The organism is Candidatus Bathyarchaeota archaeon (assembly GCA_026014805.1).
GTDB lineage: Archaea > Thermoproteota > Bathyarchaeia > Bathyarchaeales > SOJC01 > JAGLZW01.
In genome coordinates this window covers 51,999-67,919 of record JAOZHR010000027.1, presented here as the reverse complement: position 1 = coordinate 67,919, position 15,921 = coordinate 51,999, and the positions used below count along the sequence as shown (strand labels likewise).

The following is a 15,921-nucleotide window of genomic DNA, read 5'->3' as shown; positions in this document are numbered from 1 at the left end:
GAAGGGAGTTGTCGGCAAGAAAACTCCGATGGTGCCTTTGTTTACTAGGGCTTCAATGTCCTCTCCTGGCGTAAAGATTAGGTGATCAGCAGAGACTACTCCTAGTTCAGCACCCAGCTTTGCCCCTCCGCTGTGAACTAGCCAGTCAGAGTGAATCCTCAATTTCATGCCGTATTTTCTGCCCATCTCAAGTATTCGTTTGGACTGTTCCGCATTGAAGTATCCCTTTTCGCAAAAAACATCGCAGTATTCGGCCAGTTTTCTCCTTGCAATTTCTGGAATCCATTTGGTGACTATTTCATCGGTTAGTTGATCAACTTTGTTTTCATATTGGAAGGGAATTCCTTGAGCCAGAAATGTTGGAATCAGGTCGATTGGATGTATTTTGTTGAGGATGTTAATTATTTCTAGTTGTCTGATTTCGCCTTGAAATGTCATTTCGTATCCGCTTTTCGCTTCTATTGTTGTTGTGCCGTGGATTATCATCGTGTCAAGCATTTCGGTGGTTTGCTTAAGTAGTTCTTCAGTCGTTGCTTTACCTGTTTTTTCGAGTGTTGTTGGCATGCCCCCCCCTCTGGCTTTGATTTCCAAGTACGGAATGCCTTTTACAGCCATGGACTCGAGTTCTTCTGCTCTTGAACCGGCGAAAATTAGGTGGACGTGGGGATCGATAAGTCCGGGCGTGACGAGCTTGCCACTTGCATCTATGACTTTGAATCCTTTTTCAAGTTTGCCCAACACTTCTTTTGTAGTTCCGACAGCCACTATTTTTTGGTCATTGACTGCGACAGTTCCATCTTCTATTATCCCTAGTTTATTCATTTCCTCTTTGATTTGAGGTTTATTGCTTGTTCCCTTTAGAGTTACCAGTTCATTTGCGTTGATTATTGCGAAGTCAGCCTTTATTGCCATTATTCCCATTCTCCTTTCATTGCAATCTAGACATCTAAATATCTTGTTCTTTCCCACTCGTGCACGGCAACATTGAAATCTCTCCATTCCTTAGTCTTGATTTCTAGAAACTTTTGGCAAAACGTAATCCCTAAAGTCTCTTGAATACACTTGTCTCCGGAGAGTTCCCTTAAAGCATCCCCTAGATTTCCCGGAAGCACCTCTATGCCTCTTTTTAACCTTTCTTTTTCGCTCATCTCGTAGATGTCTTCTTCCACTGGATCTGGGAGTTCGATTTTTCTCTTTATACCATCTAGTCCAGCTGCTAGAATAGCTGCAAATGCCACATAGAAGTTGCATGACCCGTCTGTAGGTCTATACTCCAGTCTAGTTCTCATCTCTTTTCCAGGGGGAATCCTGATGAGGGTTGACCGATTATACCTTGCCCATGAGATGTAAACAGGCGCCTCCCATCCTGGAACAAGCCTCTTGTAAGAGTTAACGGATGGATTTGTTATGGCCACCAAAGCTTTTGCGTGAGCTAAAATGCCAGCTATGAAGTTTAAGCTTATTTTGCTTAGACCGTGACTCTCATCTTGATTATAAAAAAGGTTTTCAGCCCTTTCGTCCTCTATAAGAGTAATGTGAGTGTGCAGCCCAGCCCCAAATTGATCATGAAAAGGCTTCGGCATAAAGGAAGCGATAAGTCCTCTTCTGGCCGCCATTAGTTTTACAAGGAACTTAACCAGGTAAAGAGTATCAGCCATCTTTAATGCATCCGAGTCTCCAACTCCAATTCCCAACTCCAATCCCAACTCTAACTCATACTTCCCTGGAGGTACTTCATGGTGGTGTTTTTCAATCAAAACGCCTATGTCTCCAAGATTTTTTACGATTTCAAGTCTCAAGTCAACACCGAAATCTGCTGGTGGAGTAGCCAAATATCCTCCATCGTTGAGTAATTTGATGTGCCCATTTTCGCCTCTTTTAAATAAGAAATACTCCATTTCACTAGATGCATAATACTTTACAGATGACCCCAAGTTTTTCTTAACGTCATCCATTACTTTTTTGAGGATGAATCTTGGGTCAAGCTGGAATGGTGTATTAGAATCTGGCTCGTAGATATCGCAAACTACTCTTGCAACTCTTTGGGTGAAAACGTTTTGGGGCAGTACAGTAAATGTTTCTTCGTCTGGAATTAACTTCAAGTCGCTTCTGCTTATGTCCACCATTCCAATGGATGATCCGTCTACATGTATGCCTCCTTCAGCTACCCTTGAGAAGAGTTGAGAGGGTATCCAAAGAGAATGTAGGATGCCGGATATGTCTGTAAACTGTAATGCTATCTCTTTCACTTTTTCCTTTTGAATCAGTTCTGTGGCTTCTGGCATGCTTGTTTCCCTGCCTAATCGAGAAGTGCTTCTCCTTTATTATATTTCTTCAATGTTTCTCTCAATTGACGTTTCTTCTCTAACTCTCAGAGTCGAAAAGGCTGCGAAGAAAAATTTTTCCCTTACCTAGCGTTCCACCATAGTTTGTAGTAGTTATTTTTATCACTCCATGGACCCTTGTGGCATTCTCTATGCCGATCTTCATTGCCCTGCTAACGTTCTCCAGCGTTAACCCGCTCACTATAACCTCGTAAATACATTTTACGCCGTCTGGAATCTTGCTCCCTTCTTTTCGAGCTAGGCATGGGCAATACGCATCATTAGTAGTAGCTATAGCGTCCTTGTACTTTTTCCCCCTAACCTTGGTTCCGGAAGCCGCAAACTTCCCAACTACATGTGGAACTGTTCTTATCCCTTCAACTGCACGTTCAGCGGCTTCTAGCGCTGCTTCATCAGATTCTGCTAAGATTAGGAACATGCCACCAGCCATGCCTTTGGCGATTCCGAAGTCTCTTTCTACGTAAAACCATCCGTCCATCCTAGGTATTTTGAAAACTCTCCTTCCAAATGCATCGGTTTCCTCTTCGTGTCCGTCCCCGAAGGTTTGTATAATAGTGCCTTTGATGCTAACGAATTCTTCAGCCATTTCCCTTGGCAAAACGTCAAAGACATTAGTTTTAGGGTATGGAATGACTCCTTTTCTTATTCTAACTATGAGCCATTTTTTCAGTTGCTCTAGCTTTCTGTCAAGAATTTGAACTACAAAGCCAGGTTTTCCATCTGGAGTCTCCTCAGGGTTAACTTCCGCCTCTATTGAAGCTTCTGAAGGGGGAATAGTGGCCGATCTGCCGAGGCCCTTAGCTTCCAATGATGATTCTAAAGCCCATTTCCTGTTCACTGACGTTATGAGTATCCTAGCTATGCGCACCGTAAAAGTTTCACAGAAGGTGTCTTCAACTGGAATGCCATTGATTTTGAATTCTACCATCGTTACTCTACCTTCTGGCTTGCACTTTTGTTTTCATTAAAACCTTTTCAGTAGCCCTTTAAAGTTTGGGTCTCTGCGTAACATGTACCAGAATTAGTCGGTTTCTGAAGACTGTAAACATTTAAATCCAGACTTGTTTTCCTTATTCTTCTAGCTTTCAGGAGAGATTTGCAAAATTGCAGGAGGATGAAAAGTTTGAGGTTCCCACATGGGAGCAGATTTATGCGATGCTTTTAGATTTAGCTCGGAAAATTCTAGACGATGAGTTCAACTCCGATGTCATTGTGGGAGTCTCACGGGGCGGTTGGATCCCTGCAAGAGTTTTGTCAGATCTGTTGGAAAATCCAGAAATCGCCAACGTAAAGGCAGAATTTTATCTAGGTGTAGCGGAGACGAAGAGAGAACCGGTGATAACTCAGTCGGTTTCAGTTAATGTTAAGGGTAAAAAAGTGCTTGTTGTTGATGATGTTTCTGATACTGGTAAAAGCCTTCACCTAGTTAAAACCCATCTTCTTGAGCAAGGAGCTAGAAGCCTCAAAATTGCAACGCTCTATTACAAGCCATGGAGCATCACGAAGCCAGACTATTATGAGAAAACGACTCGCGATTGGATAATTTTTCCTTGGGAAAGAAAAGAAGCTTTGAGAAAGGTTATTGAAAAGTTCGAGCAAAATGAGAAGTCGGTTGAAGATGCAAAGCAGACGTTAGTAAGGTATGGTTTTGACTCAGAATTGGCGGAGCGTTTTGTCAGAGAAGTGTCGGAGCGTTCTGGATGATAAAGGAAGTAGAGGGGTTTAACAAGTACATTGCTATGGCAGGCTTCAGAGATGTTCACATAAGCGATGTTAACTATATTCTCAATCTGACCCGTGAAAAGTTGAGCAGTGTAGATGTTCAATTTTTTGATGCTAGGCTGATTGCGGGATGGGAACATCTTTATTTTGCTACGCTTAATGCCTTGAAGGCTTTCAAAAACCGAACGAATATTTCAAAGAATTTCGCAGTTGAATGTCTTCTTTATGCTTCTGCTCGAAGGCAGATTAGAGTTGCTTTAGATTTAATTGGAATAAAGAAAGATTCGTCACAAATCGCTATATTGATTGTGGCGGATGAAGAAGGAGTTACTTCTAAGTCTCTAGAAGAAGCTTCAAAATTAGTTCCTGGGAAGCGCGACGACACAGTTCTCGATTTGTCAAACGAAAAAGTTGTGCGTGTTAGAAGACTCTTCGGTATCTCTGACATGGAGTTGGCAACCAAATCGGAGGGAAACGGGAAAGTGAAGGCTCTTTCTGATCTAGTGATTGAGCACATTGCCATTCTGGTTACTCAACGTTAGCTTTCAATTTTCTCTTTTATTGTTGAGATTATGTCGGATGGTTTAAGGATTGATATTCCGGTGAGTCCGCCTACGATTTCGATTAAAACGATCTTGTCTGGACTGGTTAGGTCTACTTTTCGTTCGATGTTCATCGCAGCAGCTTTGATTACGTCTTTGCTGGAGATATTTGTGAAACGTTTCTCGACAGTTATGCGGAAGGTTTCATTTTTTCGGATTTCTGCTGAGAGCTTTGTGGCGATGCTTTCGATTTCGTTTAGGCCTGTTCGTGTTACTTCCTGAATAGGGATCATGCGAAGGCTATACCGGAATTCGTAGGGGCGTTCTCTTAGAATAGCGCGGAGCTTTTCAATGGCCTCCAGGGGTGGGAGAGATGTTTTCACTGCTATCAAGCCTGAAACTCCAGTCTTGTCAACTTTTGCTGCGGTATCTCCGATTTCGCCTAGTAGGTACCAAACTTCTGAGCAGGCGTCTTCTTCATTTCCACGAGTAGTTGTTACGAGAAGGTTAAAATCTCGAAGCATGTCTTCTCTATATTGTGTTGCTTTAATGAAGTTTCTGCTATTTTTGTACAATGAATTTTTGTCGGTTTTATAGGGAGAGGCTCATGTGTGCGCGAGTTATAAGCAAAAAATGCAATCCTGTTCACATTTTATGAACGCGCATTGTGCGGTTCTTTCCAAAACTTTTTCATCTGGTTAGCGCAGTCAATTGGGCTTCTTATAGTTATCATTTCTTTTTGGTAATAACTAGGGAGTTGCTTTTTGATGTTTGGGTGTGAAAGGCGTTCGTCTAGGATTACTATGCATCCTTTGTCGTCAGCTGATCTGTGGACGCGTCCGCAGGTTTGAATTAGGCGGAGTATTGCGGGCGCCAAGTAAGCGTACATCCTGCCATTTTCAGGAAATTGTTGATCAAAGTATTTTATCAAGGCCTTCTGGTACACGTTCCAAGTGGCATAAGGCAGACCAACAGATATTACACATGTTAATAGATTGTTTGGATAGTCCATTCCTTCGCTGAACTTCCCACTCATAACGCCAAACAAGGCATTGTCATCAGATTCAGTTAGCTGCCTCATCACCTCATCTCTCTCGGTCTTACGTTGCTCTACAGCTATGTCTCTGTCCGTTTTGATCAGTGACAGAACGGCATGCATTAGTCCGTAACTTGTAAAGAAGACGGCAACGTTCCCTTCGTTCGCCTTGAATATGGCCTCAATATAATCTTTCCACTTCTCAAGCATTTTGCTAGTTCTTTTTTCAAACCTTGACGACACATCCTCCGCAATTAAAATCAACCTGTTTTCAGGTGGAAAAGGAGAGTCAAACTCTCTGAGACAGACGTCATTCCTTTCATAAAACATCAAGTCTCTATAGACTTTTGGCGGAGAGAGAAATCCACTCATAAGGATGCTTCCACGTGTTTGTCGCAAAACAGGATCTGTTATCTCCCTTCCATCGAAGCTTCTAACCTCTAAATCAATTCTACCCCGCGAATCTCTCTTAACTAAGTGAATGTACTTCTCTCCCATTTTCTCAAAAAAATTCTCCAAAAACTCGCCTACTCGCTGATTGTAACTGAAAATCCTCTCATGACCGAGCTCTTGCCGCGTCTCTCTCACATGTTGTCCATATTCACGAAGAACCTCTGCCGCTTCAGAACCAGACACTCCGCTTTGCTCAAGAAACAGGTCGCTAACTTTCTGCGGGTTGAGCTGCTTAAGCTCCTCCTTCCTTAATATCTGTTGAGTGCGTTGAAAAACCTCTTTATCCAACACATTCAGGTACTCTTGAACTGACTGCAGAGCCTTATGTTCGAACCTCTTAGTCTCATTGAGAGCTCTGTCCACTGTGATTGTTGTCAGTCGATCAGAGAGCAACTCTCTAGAAAAGATAGGAAGATTGTGCGCTTCGTCCACGATGAGGTAGACCTTGGTAAGGTCCACTCCTAGACTTTTTAGCATTACTTCCCTAATTTTAGAGTTGAAGACGTAATGATAGGTTCCAAGAAAAATGTTGGCTTTATTTAGAACCCTTTTTAGTGCTTCATAAGCGCAGAACCCTTGCTTCGATAGCAGTTTGACTGATTCCATTGGAGTAAGGAGCTTTTGGGCGCAATTCAAAGCTAATTGTTCAGCTTCCTTTTTCTTTCTGATCGTGTTCCAAAAAAACTTGCAATATGGCTTAGTAGAGGACTCGCAGTTATCCTTCAGTCTCTTACATTCCTCAAAAAAGTCAACGTATGAGAGGTCGCCCTTTACACGTAGCGGGCACATGTTTTGTTTGCTGAAAAAGGACACTGCCGAGAGATTGCTCGCTAGCGCCTTTAACTCCTTTAGGTAAATGTGCAGTTGGCTTCTGGTTCTGAAACTAATCATGAGCTTGTTATCTTCAAGCTGGGGTAAAACAGCCAGAAGGGAAGCTATGGACTTCCCTATACCACACGGAGCGCTTCCCAGAAAAATCTCATTATTCTTGATAGCTTCGAATGCTTCTTCAATGAATTCCGACTGTCCCTTTCGTATTTCATAATTTCTAGGAAACTGCCTACTCTTTGAAGTTTTACCTCTCTCTTCCTGTGTTGCAACCTTGTCTATTCCTTTGAAGAGTTTGGAAACTTTGCTCTTCGGCATCAAGTATGTTTCACAGTAGCGGCAAAACCGACTCTGTTCATACTCTTCAAGGGAATATGTCCTTCCACAGCGTCGGCAAGCGTAAGTTTGAGGCAACTTTTTCACTTGCCATAATCTTGCTGCTCAGCAACTTATGCTTTGTTGATTGTTTCTATGTCAATCAAAACAGGTAGCCAATAACATAAGATATAAGGCATTGTGGGAATGATAAGAAAATGGAATTGCATCGCACGCACACGGAAAAATAAGGCAATTGAGAGAATGTTCAATGAATAAAAATAAAAGACATATGCGACTTATGGAATTATGGTGATGGAGTTGAGCCAAACCTCTCAGCCAAAAGCGCGGTTCTATACACGTGTCAATGACCAAGATTATCTAGGCATAACGGTATGGCGTGGAAAAGCCGACCCAACTGCTGAAGTTATCGCTGTGCAAATTAGACGCAGGAAGGGAGACGAGTGGGAAACTGTTGGACGATTAGCGGTTTATAGGACATCGGATGGAACGTATTCGAAACTTCCTGAACGCAAATGAGTATCTCGAACTCCGAGAGATTCTCGCTGCAAGTGTTTTGTGGAACTTTGGGCAAAATAAGTGGTTGACGTGCGCAAAATTGTGTTGGTTTTCGGTGTAGGCTATGAAAGGTTAAATTATTTCTGTTTTGATTTTTTTTGGCTGTGAGGATGTTGCCGGAGGCAGATGAGGATGGGGAGGAGAGTGCTGCCTCGTGTTTTCGCAGACTCGAGATGTTGACGAGGGACACACATGGCTTAACAAGAGAGCACTGAATCATTTGATAGCGCAGCGAAGTACCAAGTATCACGTTTGCACAATATGCGGCTACGTTGCTGATGGTAAGAAACCGGAGAACTATCCTATCTGCGGAACTCCTGAATCAAAATTTCAAAAAGTAGATTACGAGTGTGCGCTTAGCGCAAGGCTAGATCATACACTAATTCTCTTGCCTGTATATCATACTTAGTTCAATGAACTTGAAATTCAATAGTTTCAGTGGTCTCTCCCAGTAAAATATGCTCATATTCTTCGTGCAACTTAAATATACCAAACATCAAATTGTTCCCTTGTCCATGTACACAAAAGGACAGTCACCCAAAATGACAGTTACAGAAGAAACCGAATCCACAAGCCCTCAACCTAAGAAACAGTATGAATGCTTAGAGGACCTCCCAGGTGTAGGACCCACTACCAGCAAAAAACTACAAGAAATGGGCTTCCACACTATCGAAGCTCTCGCCACCGCCACCGCCCGCGAACTCGCACCAGCAGGCATCAGTGAAAAAAAGGCCCTAGACGTTATCCGCCACGCCCGCGGCAGCATTACCCTATCCTTCATCAGAGCCGACGAACTTTTAAAACAGCGCCAAAACATCAACCGACTCACTATAGGCAGCGCAACCATAGATAACCTACTTGGGGGAGGCCTCGAAACCCAAACAATTACAGAATTCTATGGTGAGTTCGGAAGCGGCAAAAGCCAAATTTGCCACCAACTGTGCGTCAACGTCCAACTTCCCTTAGAGCGAGGCGGACTGAACGCTGCAGCTCTCTACATCGACACCGAAAATACCTTCCGCACCGAACGCCTAGTCTCCATGGCACAGCACCTCAACCTTAACCCTGAAGAGGTAGCTAGAAATGTGATAGTCGCTGACGCATACACCAGCGACCACCAAGTCTTCCTCCTCGAAAACGCCGACAAGATAATCAAAGAAAACAACATCCGCATTATTATAGTCGACTCCCTTACGAGCCACTTTCGTAGCGAATATGTCGGGAGAGAAACCCTTGCCATCCGCCAACAGAGACTCAACAGACACATGCACAAATTAGTCCGCTTAGCTCGTGCCTTCAACGCCGTCGCAGTAGTAACAAACCAAGTCATGTCCAAACCTGATGTCTTCTTTGGCGATGCCGTCCACCCCATCGGTGGTCACGTGGTAGCCCACACCAGCAACACACGGATATACCTGCGAAAATCCGCTCGAGGACCAGTAAGAATCGCCCGCCTAGTCTCCAGCCCCTACCTCCCAGATGGCGAGTGCATCTTCAAAATTACCGAAAATGGCGTAGAGGAGGTAGATCAAGACGAACAAAGAGGAAAGCGATAAACCATGACTTTCCCTCAAGCCCTAGCCACACGCTTCTTTCAACTCATCAATAACCGCCAATTCACTGAAGCCCAAAGAGAACTACAACGAATAAAAGACAAAACCCCGGAAACCAAATGGGACCACGGATACTATAAAGCGTTGCAAGGCATGCTCCTCGCCCGGAAAGCTAACGGCAACCAACACACTTTCTTGCAGAACATCAACCTTAATGACAAAATGGCAATAGAACAACACAAAAAGGGATTCTCAAAACGCGTCAAGAGCAGATTCGACGACAACTTCGACCGCGGCTTCTTCTCAGCATGGGTTGACTACACTCAACTTCTAATTAGGACAATAGAAGAGTCAAAGCCTAAACCAGACTCCAAAGGACAAACAAGAATCATCCAATATGCAGAATCTAGCCAGAAGGTTATGTAACATTAAAAACTACATTTAAAGACTGTAGCCAGCCTATCCTTAATGGTTGAGTTTGATTCCTCTCTCCTAACTCGAAGGTTCCTAACTCGATGATTCCTAACTCGAAGGTGTAAGTGTCGGGCGGCAACAGAGTGATCGTAAGAGCCCCTGAGGTAGTCGTCACATTTTGGACCACTTGACCAGCGTCGTTCCGCGCCGCCACCCAGAACTTCTGCCCCTCAGCCAATCTTCCCGTGTCACTGACGTATATGTTCACTGCCACTGATGGCATGAGCAAGGTAGTGATTAAAGTCCAGGATACAAGCCATGCGAAGAAGTAAATTCCGATTCCCTGAGTCATTAGTTTTGATTGTTTTTCAACTCTCGAAAAGAACTTGAGCTTCACAATGTAATAGGTGGACATGTAGAAAAGCATTGCAAATGATAATCCTGTCAGCAGCGTGGTATAAAGGGCGAGGTCGGAAGTTACGAAGAAAATCACATAAACCGCGCATAAAATACCTATAATTACTCCTAAACCAGCGCGAGTCCAGTAAATTATCTTTAGGGGTTTCATGAAGCTTCAGCTCAAACGAAACTTACTTTTTCTTATACATTCAACGGCTTCTAATTTAAGGTTTTGACTAGTGACAAGAGCAGTAACAATATCTTCCGTATCATTTCCTTTTTTTCAGTTTTCCCTCATGCTTAACCCAAAAAAAGATTAAATACTTAACTTAGGCATGCAATTACCCGGCCTAAAAACTATTAGAAGGGAGAAGAACCATGAAAAAAACGATGACAAGCTTCGACATAGCCGCCCTTGTCTCGGAGCTTAAAGAGCAGCTTAAAGGTGCTCGAATACAGAACATCTATCAAATCAAAGGAAAAACTGTAATTCTAAAACTTCATCAACCAAACGAGCCACCTTTGAACCTTCTAATCGAGTCAGGCAAACGCTTACATCTAACCTCCTATATTCTGGAAAAGCCTCAGAGACCACCTGCTTTCTGCATGGCTCTTAGGAAATACCTTAGGAACGCTACTCTCGCCGAGATTAGTCAGTACGAGTTTGAACGCATAGTAACAATCAGAGCTAGGACTAAAGAAGGTGAATTCAAGTTGGTTTTGGAGTTGTTTGGTGATGGCAACATAGTACTTGTGGATGCTCAGGACATTATCAAACAGGCTCTTGTATTCAAGAAGATGCGTGACCGGAACATTTTGCGGAGTGAATCTTTTAAACAGGCGCCATCTAGTGGAAGAAATCCTCTGCGAATCGAGTTGCCAGATCTGCTTGAACTGAAAAAATTTGAAGGCTTGGAGGTGGTCAAGGCACTTACGAGGTTTCTAAGCATAGGTGGCATGTATGCGGAAGAGATTCTTCTCCGTGCTCATGTTGACAAAAAGAAGGAATGCAAGTCGCTAGAAAATGGCGAATTTGAGAAAATTTTTGATGCTTTAAATGAACTCTTTTTCCATCTCAAAACTGGAGAATTTAAACCCTGTATAATGAAAGATGAGAAAGATATGCAGATTGACGTGGTTTCCATTCCATTAAAAAAGTATGAAGAGTTGAAGTGTAAAGAATTCGAAAGTTTCAACGAAGCCTTGGACGAATACTACGCAAAAACTGTTGTTGAACAAGAAGTTACGGTACTGTCAGACAAGGTTGAGGAGAAGATTGGCAGACAGCAGAGAGTTCTTAGTGACCAACAGGAATCTTTAGAAAAGGCAAGGCGAGAAGCCAGGCGATCGAGACGAGTTGGAGATAGAATCTACGCTCATTTTCATCAGTTACAGACGCTTTTACAGAGAATTATGGATGAAAAGAGGAATGGAAAGGCTTGGCAAGCAATCATATCAGAAATTGAAAATGAGAAAAAACGTGGGAAAGCGCCATCAGTGTATTTTGACTCCTTAGACGTAAAGACACTAGTTCTCAACGTGTCTATTGACAACTTGTCCTTTTCTCTTAAGCTTCGCAAATCGGTTCAAGAAAACGCCGCAACCTACTATGAACGAGCGAAAAAGGCAGAAAAGAAGGTGAAAGGCGCCGAAAAGGCGATAGAAGAAACTTTATTTCGCATCGAAAAGTTAAGACAGCGGAAAGAAATAGTGGTTGAAGAGACTAGCAAGCCGATTAAGAAGAGAAGGAAGAAGGCTTGGTATGAAAAGTTTAGATGGTTCTACACGTCAGAAAACCTGTTAGTGGTTGGCGGAAAGGACGCCGTTACAAATGAAATCTTGATCAAGAAACACACAGAACCTCACGATTTAGTTTTTCACGCCGACATTGCAGGCGCCCCCTTCGTGATAATAAAAGCTGAAGGAAAAACGCCTTCCCAAAAGTCAATAACCGAAGCAGCCCAGCTGGCAGCTTCACATTCACGAGCTTGGAAAGCCAAGTTTAGCGCCATCGATGTTTACTGGGTCCATCCAGAACAAGTTAGTAAAACTCCACCTTCTGGAGAATACCTTAAAAGAGGAGCTTTCATGATTCGTGGCAAAAAAAATTATGTCAGAAGAACACCGTTACAACTTGCCATAGGAATTGACATTGAGAGAACGCCATTAACCCTGATAGGTGGACCAAAAGAAGCGGTGAAAAGCAGAACTGACATTTGTGTAGAAATAACTCCTGGAGACATTTCAAGCAGCAAGCTAGCGAACAAAATACTGCACATGCTGAAACATAAAGTTTCCAAGAACCTACAGGAAAAGGTCTCCAAAATTCCAATTGAAGAAATACAAGCCTTTATTCCCTTTGGAAAAGGAAAAATAAGCAATCACTGAAAACTCGAAAATAATGTAAAGGAACGCCCGCAAAGTTGAATATGCATGCACTGCAAAAAAAGTTGAACAACCACTTTTTCAACCGTTGAATTAACCTTGAATTTTTCATAGTTTTGTTTGAACCATAGTGAACCTGTTCAGAACAGCCTAATGAACACATGGAAAAAGACCATTAAGATTCCAACATTTTTCAGAAGAGAGGAACCAGTTTCCAAGCTGAAGTTCTGAAACAACTAGATGAATATGCTGAGAGATGGTTCAAAGGGAACAGCCTCAAGCGCGCGCCCAATTCTTTGGGGCATCACCATTTTAAAAATCAGGAATTCGTTTTATGTCAAAGATCTTACTCGATCGAGATAGGTTTTTCACTAGTCTTTTCTTCTCTCTCAAACTCTATGATCATTCCAGCTCGATCGTAACTGGCTAACTCATACTCCTCTGTCATTGTGATTGCGTTTACAGGGCAACCCTCCTCGCATTGCCCACAGAATAGGCATCGATCAAGATAATGTTTAAATTCCGCTTCTAGCCCCTTACCAATCATTTCAATGGCTTCAGAAGGACAGACTTTATAGCAAAGTTCGCACCCAGTGCACAGTTTCATGTCCCAGATAGGTCTTCCCCTAAAGCCCTTAAAAGGGGGTTTTTTTTCAAGCGGATACTTTAAGGTAAAAGGTCTCTTGAGCAAATGATTGAGCAATTCTCTTAACATCGCCAAGGTTCTATCACCGTCCCAAACCAAGTTGAACCAGTATTATTTGAAGAATAGCGAGGGGCAACAGGTACTTCCATGCTCCACCAATCATTTGGTCAACACGAAATCTGGCAAACAGCGCCCGTAAGGTCGTCAGAAGCACAACTACAAGTGTTGTCTTTAGGAGGAAAAACCCAATAGCCAGAATTGGCAATGAACTGTTTGGGCCGCCCAAGAACAACGAGGTAATTAGCGACGCGGCGAGCACGAGCTCTACGTCCTTTCCAAGTCGAATCAATGCCAGCTTCCTACCGCTAAATTCGGTGGACCACCCGGCTACGATCTCTGTGTTTGCCTCTGGAATATCGAACGGGATAAATTCCAGCTCTGCTTGCAGGCAAAGCACGAATATGGCAAAGCCTAGAGGTTGAAGCCAGATGAACCAAGTCACGTTATGAGTCTGCCAAGCCACAATCTGACTGATGGACAAAGTTCTAGCTGCAATTGCTGGACCAACCATTACAAGAGTAAGGGGAATCTCGTATCCCAGCATCTGGAATGCCGCTCTTACGCCCCCGATCGTGCTGAACCTGTTTACTGAACTCCAGCCAGCGATGAAAATGGTGACTGCTATTAGAGTGAATAAAAACATCAGAAAAATTAGGTCGCCCTCGAAGTTGATAGGGGCGGTTAAACCAGTGACGGGGATGAGGAATAATGCAAAGAGGGGAAAAGACAGTATAAGAAGTGGTGTGCAACTGAACATAAACTTATCTGCTGCTTTTGGTGTGATGTCTTCTTTAGAGAGCAACTTAATGAAGTCTGCGAAGGGCTGAAGTAGACCCGAAGGGCCTGTGTAAAGCGGACCGTATCTGTTTTGAAGCTTGGCTAAGAACTTTCTATCTACCCACTCGTAGAAGAAGGCTAAAGCTATGAAAAAGAGAAAACCTGGAAATAGAAGAATTTCTATGAGCGTTGTTATTTCTTCCGGTATCATTTAATTGCGTATCTCCTCAATTCTTTGCCGCTCAGAATCCATTGCTTATTATTATTTACATTAACGAACGTCATTCGGTCGGTGCAACTGAAGCACGGATCTATTCCAACCATAATGGCTGGTATATCAGCGATGTATTCTCCAACAAGCATTTTGCAGAGGGATGGAATATTTCCTAAGGTTGGGCTTCTTATTTTGTATCGCTCTGGCTTTGTGGTCCCATTTGTTTTTACATAGTGAATGAGTTCTCCTCGTGGTGCTTCAACTCTAGAAACAGCTTCACCTTCGGGGACTCTTCGTGGAACTCTGATTCTTATCTTTCCTTCTGGTAGGTGGTCCATAGCATAACGGATAATGTTTACGCTTTCAAATACTTCGTCGCATCGAACAAACAGTCGGCTTATTACATCGCATCCATCATAGGTTATGACATTAAACGGGATTTCATCATAGGCTATGTAGGGATCATCCGCTCTGACGTCTCGTTTGATTCCGCTGGCACGTAAGGTTGGTCCAATGGCGCAAAGTGCTATGGCGTCTTTTGGCTTTAGGATTCCAATTCCAACTGTCCTTTTCGAGATTGTAGGTTCAGTCATCGCGATTTTCTTGTAGTACTTCATTCTCTCTTCAAGGGCATCGAGTCCTTCTCCAATCTTTTCCGCAATTTCTGGCGTTATGTCTCTTCGTACTCCTCCAATGGTGTTCATAGCATAGTGTACCCTGTTTCCTGAAACCAGCTCTAACAAGTCCATAACTATCTCTCGGTCTCGCCACAAATACATAAAAAGCGTATCAAAACCAATTTCATGCGAGGCCAGTCCAAACCAGAGATAGTGGTTGTGAATTCTTTCAAGTTCTGCGATAATGGTTCTAATGAACTTAGCTCTAGGAGGTATTTCAGCGCCCAAAATTTCTTCGATAGCTTGAGTATAACAAGTTGTATGGGCGTGTGAGCATATTCCACATATTCTCTCAATTAGATAGAGGTTTTGAATAAATGTTCGGTTTTCTGTTGCCTTTTCGATTCCTCGATGAACATAACCAATACGTGGCTTGACACCTATAACACGTTCACCGTCAACTTCAAACATGAAATACTCAGGTTCGATATGGTATGGATGTTGTGGTCCAAATGGGATACGGATAGTTGGATAAGACATTACTGCTTTCTTCCCTTCGTAACTTTCTTCTGGATTTTTTTGATTGTCCATTCTTTCTTCAACGGATAAACGTCAGACGGCCATCCATCAGGTAAAATTAGGGGAGACAAATCTGGATGTCCCTCAAAAATAACTCCCAGGATGTCGTGGACTTCTCGTTCATAAAGTGTGACGCCAGGTATAAGATCGGTAATGGTTGGCAAGACAGGTTTATCCTTCGCCACTCGAATTTTCAGCGAAAGCTCAATCGTTCCGTCACGGTTTAGATGATAAATAACCTCAATTTCTTTTCCAACATCGGCGCCTGTTATTGTTGAAACGTGGGAGAACCCCATCTTTTTTGTTAAATAACGAATTGTTTTTATAAACACTTTCTTGTTAATAAGAATGAAAATTCTGCGAGGGCGAGGGACTTCACTTTCTAGAATATTCTTTCCAATAAGATGTTTCATTTCTCTAATGATTGCGTTTTCTTCCGTTGTTTCTTCCGTCACTT

17 protein-coding genes are annotated in these 15,921 nt (G+C 42.9%); 7 read left to right on the top strand and 10 right to left on the bottom strand.

Annotated features, from left to right (window positions below; all coding sequences use genetic code 11):
• The 3 genes from NWE91_07735 to NWE91_07725 all read right to left on the bottom strand — a co-directional run.
• A partial coding sequence (locus NWE91_07735; GenBank protein MCW3986279.1) for an amidohydrolase family protein occupies nucleotides 1–912 on the bottom strand: 912 nt, incomplete at its 3' end.
• Nucleotides 913–938: 26 nt separating this feature from the next.
• A complete protein-coding gene (locus NWE91_07730; GenBank protein ID MCW3986278.1) occupies nucleotides 939–2,285 on the bottom strand; it encodes a glutamine synthetase beta-grasp domain-containing protein in 1,347 nt (448 codons plus the stop codon).
• A 79-nt stretch (nucleotides 2,286–2,364) separates the two neighbouring features.
• Nucleotides 2,365–3,273 (bottom strand): formylmethanofuran--tetrahydromethanopterin N-formyltransferase, encoded by a 909-nt coding sequence (locus NWE91_07725; GenBank protein MCW3986277.1) that lies wholly within the window; start codon nucleotides 3,271–3,273, stop codon nucleotides 2,365–2,367.
• A 176-nt stretch (nucleotides 3,274–3,449) separates the two neighbouring features.
• Between NWE91_07725 and NWE91_07720 the strand changes: the two genes are divergently transcribed.
• Nucleotides 3,450–4,049 (top strand): phosphoribosyltransferase, encoded by a 600-nt coding sequence (locus NWE91_07720; protein MCW3986276.1) that lies wholly within the window; start codon nucleotides 3,450–3,452, stop codon nucleotides 4,047–4,049.
• Nucleotides 4,046–4,609 carry a KEOPS complex subunit Cgi121 gene (cgi121, locus tag NWE91_07715; GenBank protein ID MCW3986275.1) on the top strand — a complete coding sequence of 188 codons (564 nt, stop codon included), beginning with the start codon at nucleotides 4,046–4,048 and terminating at the stop codon, nucleotides 4,607–4,609. Before NWE91_07720 ends, cgi121 begins: the two co-directional genes overlap by 4 nt.
• On the opposite strand, the gene NWE91_07710 is transcribed toward cgi121, so the two are convergent.
• Complete coding sequence (locus NWE91_07710; protein ID MCW3986274.1) at nucleotides 4,606–5,133, bottom strand: THUMP domain-containing protein; 528 nt, start codon at nucleotides 5,131–5,133, stop codon at nucleotides 4,606–4,608. The two genes, cgi121 and NWE91_07710, sit on opposite strands and share 4 nt — an antisense overlap.
• 128 nt (nucleotides 5,134–5,261) lie before the next feature.
• Nucleotides 5,262–7,244 carry an ATP-dependent DNA helicase gene (locus tag NWE91_07705; GenBank protein ID MCW3986273.1) on the bottom strand — a complete coding sequence of 661 codons (1,983 nt, stop codon included), beginning with the start codon at nucleotides 7,242–7,244 and terminating at the stop codon, nucleotides 5,262–5,264.
• A gap of 318 nt (nucleotides 7,245–7,562) precedes the next feature.
• Between NWE91_07705 and NWE91_07700 the strand changes: the two genes are divergently transcribed.
• From NWE91_07700 to NWE91_07685, 4 genes are all read left to right on the top strand, one after another.
• Entirely contained in the window at nucleotides 7,563–7,781 is a 219-nt protein-coding gene (locus tag NWE91_07700) for a hypothetical protein (GenBank protein ID MCW3986272.1), read from the top strand.
• A gap of 193 nt (nucleotides 7,782–7,974) precedes the next feature.
• On the top strand, nucleotides 7,975–8,229 hold the full coding sequence (locus NWE91_07695; protein ID MCW3986271.1) for a hypothetical protein: 255 nt from the start codon (nucleotides 7,975–7,977) through the stop codon (nucleotides 8,227–8,229).
• 133 nt (nucleotides 8,230–8,362) lie between these two features.
• Nucleotides 8,363–9,376 (top strand): DNA repair and recombination protein RadA, encoded by a 1,014-nt coding sequence (gene radA, locus NWE91_07690; protein ID MCW3986270.1) that lies wholly within the window; start codon nucleotides 8,363–8,365, stop codon nucleotides 9,374–9,376.
• 3 nt (nucleotides 9,377–9,379) lie between these two features.
• Nucleotides 9,380–9,799: a hypothetical protein gene (locus NWE91_07685; protein ID MCW3986269.1), complete on the top strand. Its 420-nt coding sequence runs from the start codon at nucleotides 9,380–9,382 to the stop codon at nucleotides 9,797–9,799.
• Here the strand turns inward: NWE91_07685 and NWE91_07680 are convergent.
• Nucleotides 9,792–10,355 (bottom strand): hypothetical protein, encoded by a 564-nt coding sequence (locus tag NWE91_07680; GenBank protein MCW3986268.1) that lies wholly within the window; start codon nucleotides 10,353–10,355, stop codon nucleotides 9,792–9,794. The genes NWE91_07685 and NWE91_07680 overlap by 8 nt on opposite strands.
• A 209-nt stretch (nucleotides 10,356–10,564) precedes the next feature.
• Here NWE91_07680 and rqcH point away from each other — a divergent pair, with 209 nt between their 5' ends.
• The gene (gene rqcH, locus NWE91_07675) at nucleotides 10,565–12,574 is read left to right on the top strand and encodes a ribosome rescue protein RqcH (protein MCW3986267.1); all 2,010 of its coding nucleotides are present in this window, start codon (nucleotides 10,565–10,567) and stop codon (nucleotides 12,572–12,574) included.
• Between the two features lie 343 nt (nucleotides 12,575–12,917).
• On the opposite strand, the gene NWE91_07670 is transcribed toward rqcH, so the two are convergent.
• From NWE91_07670 to NWE91_07655, 4 genes are read right to left on the bottom strand one after another with little or no spacing between them, the layout of a single operon-like run.
• Nucleotides 12,918–13,286 carry a 4Fe-4S binding protein gene (locus NWE91_07670; protein MCW3986266.1) on the bottom strand — a complete coding sequence of 123 codons (369 nt, stop codon included), beginning with the start codon at nucleotides 13,284–13,286 and terminating at the stop codon, nucleotides 12,918–12,920.
• 13 nt (nucleotides 13,287–13,299) lie between these two features.
• Nucleotides 13,300–14,265: an NADH-quinone oxidoreductase subunit H gene (locus tag NWE91_07665; GenBank protein ID MCW3986265.1), complete on the bottom strand. Its 966-nt coding sequence runs from the start codon at nucleotides 14,263–14,265 to the stop codon at nucleotides 13,300–13,302.
• Nucleotides 14,262–15,476 (bottom strand): nickel-dependent hydrogenase large subunit, encoded by a 1,215-nt coding sequence (locus tag NWE91_07660; protein ID MCW3986264.1) that lies wholly within the window; start codon nucleotides 15,474–15,476, stop codon nucleotides 14,262–14,264. Before NWE91_07660 ends, NWE91_07665 begins: the two co-directional genes overlap by 4 nt.
• Nucleotides 15,425–15,919 (bottom strand): NADH-quinone oxidoreductase subunit C, encoded by a 495-nt coding sequence (locus NWE91_07655; protein ID MCW3986263.1) that lies wholly within the window; start codon nucleotides 15,917–15,919, stop codon nucleotides 15,425–15,427. Before NWE91_07655 ends, NWE91_07660 begins: the two co-directional genes overlap by 52 nt.
• Nucleotides 15,920–15,921 lie beyond the last annotated feature (2 nt).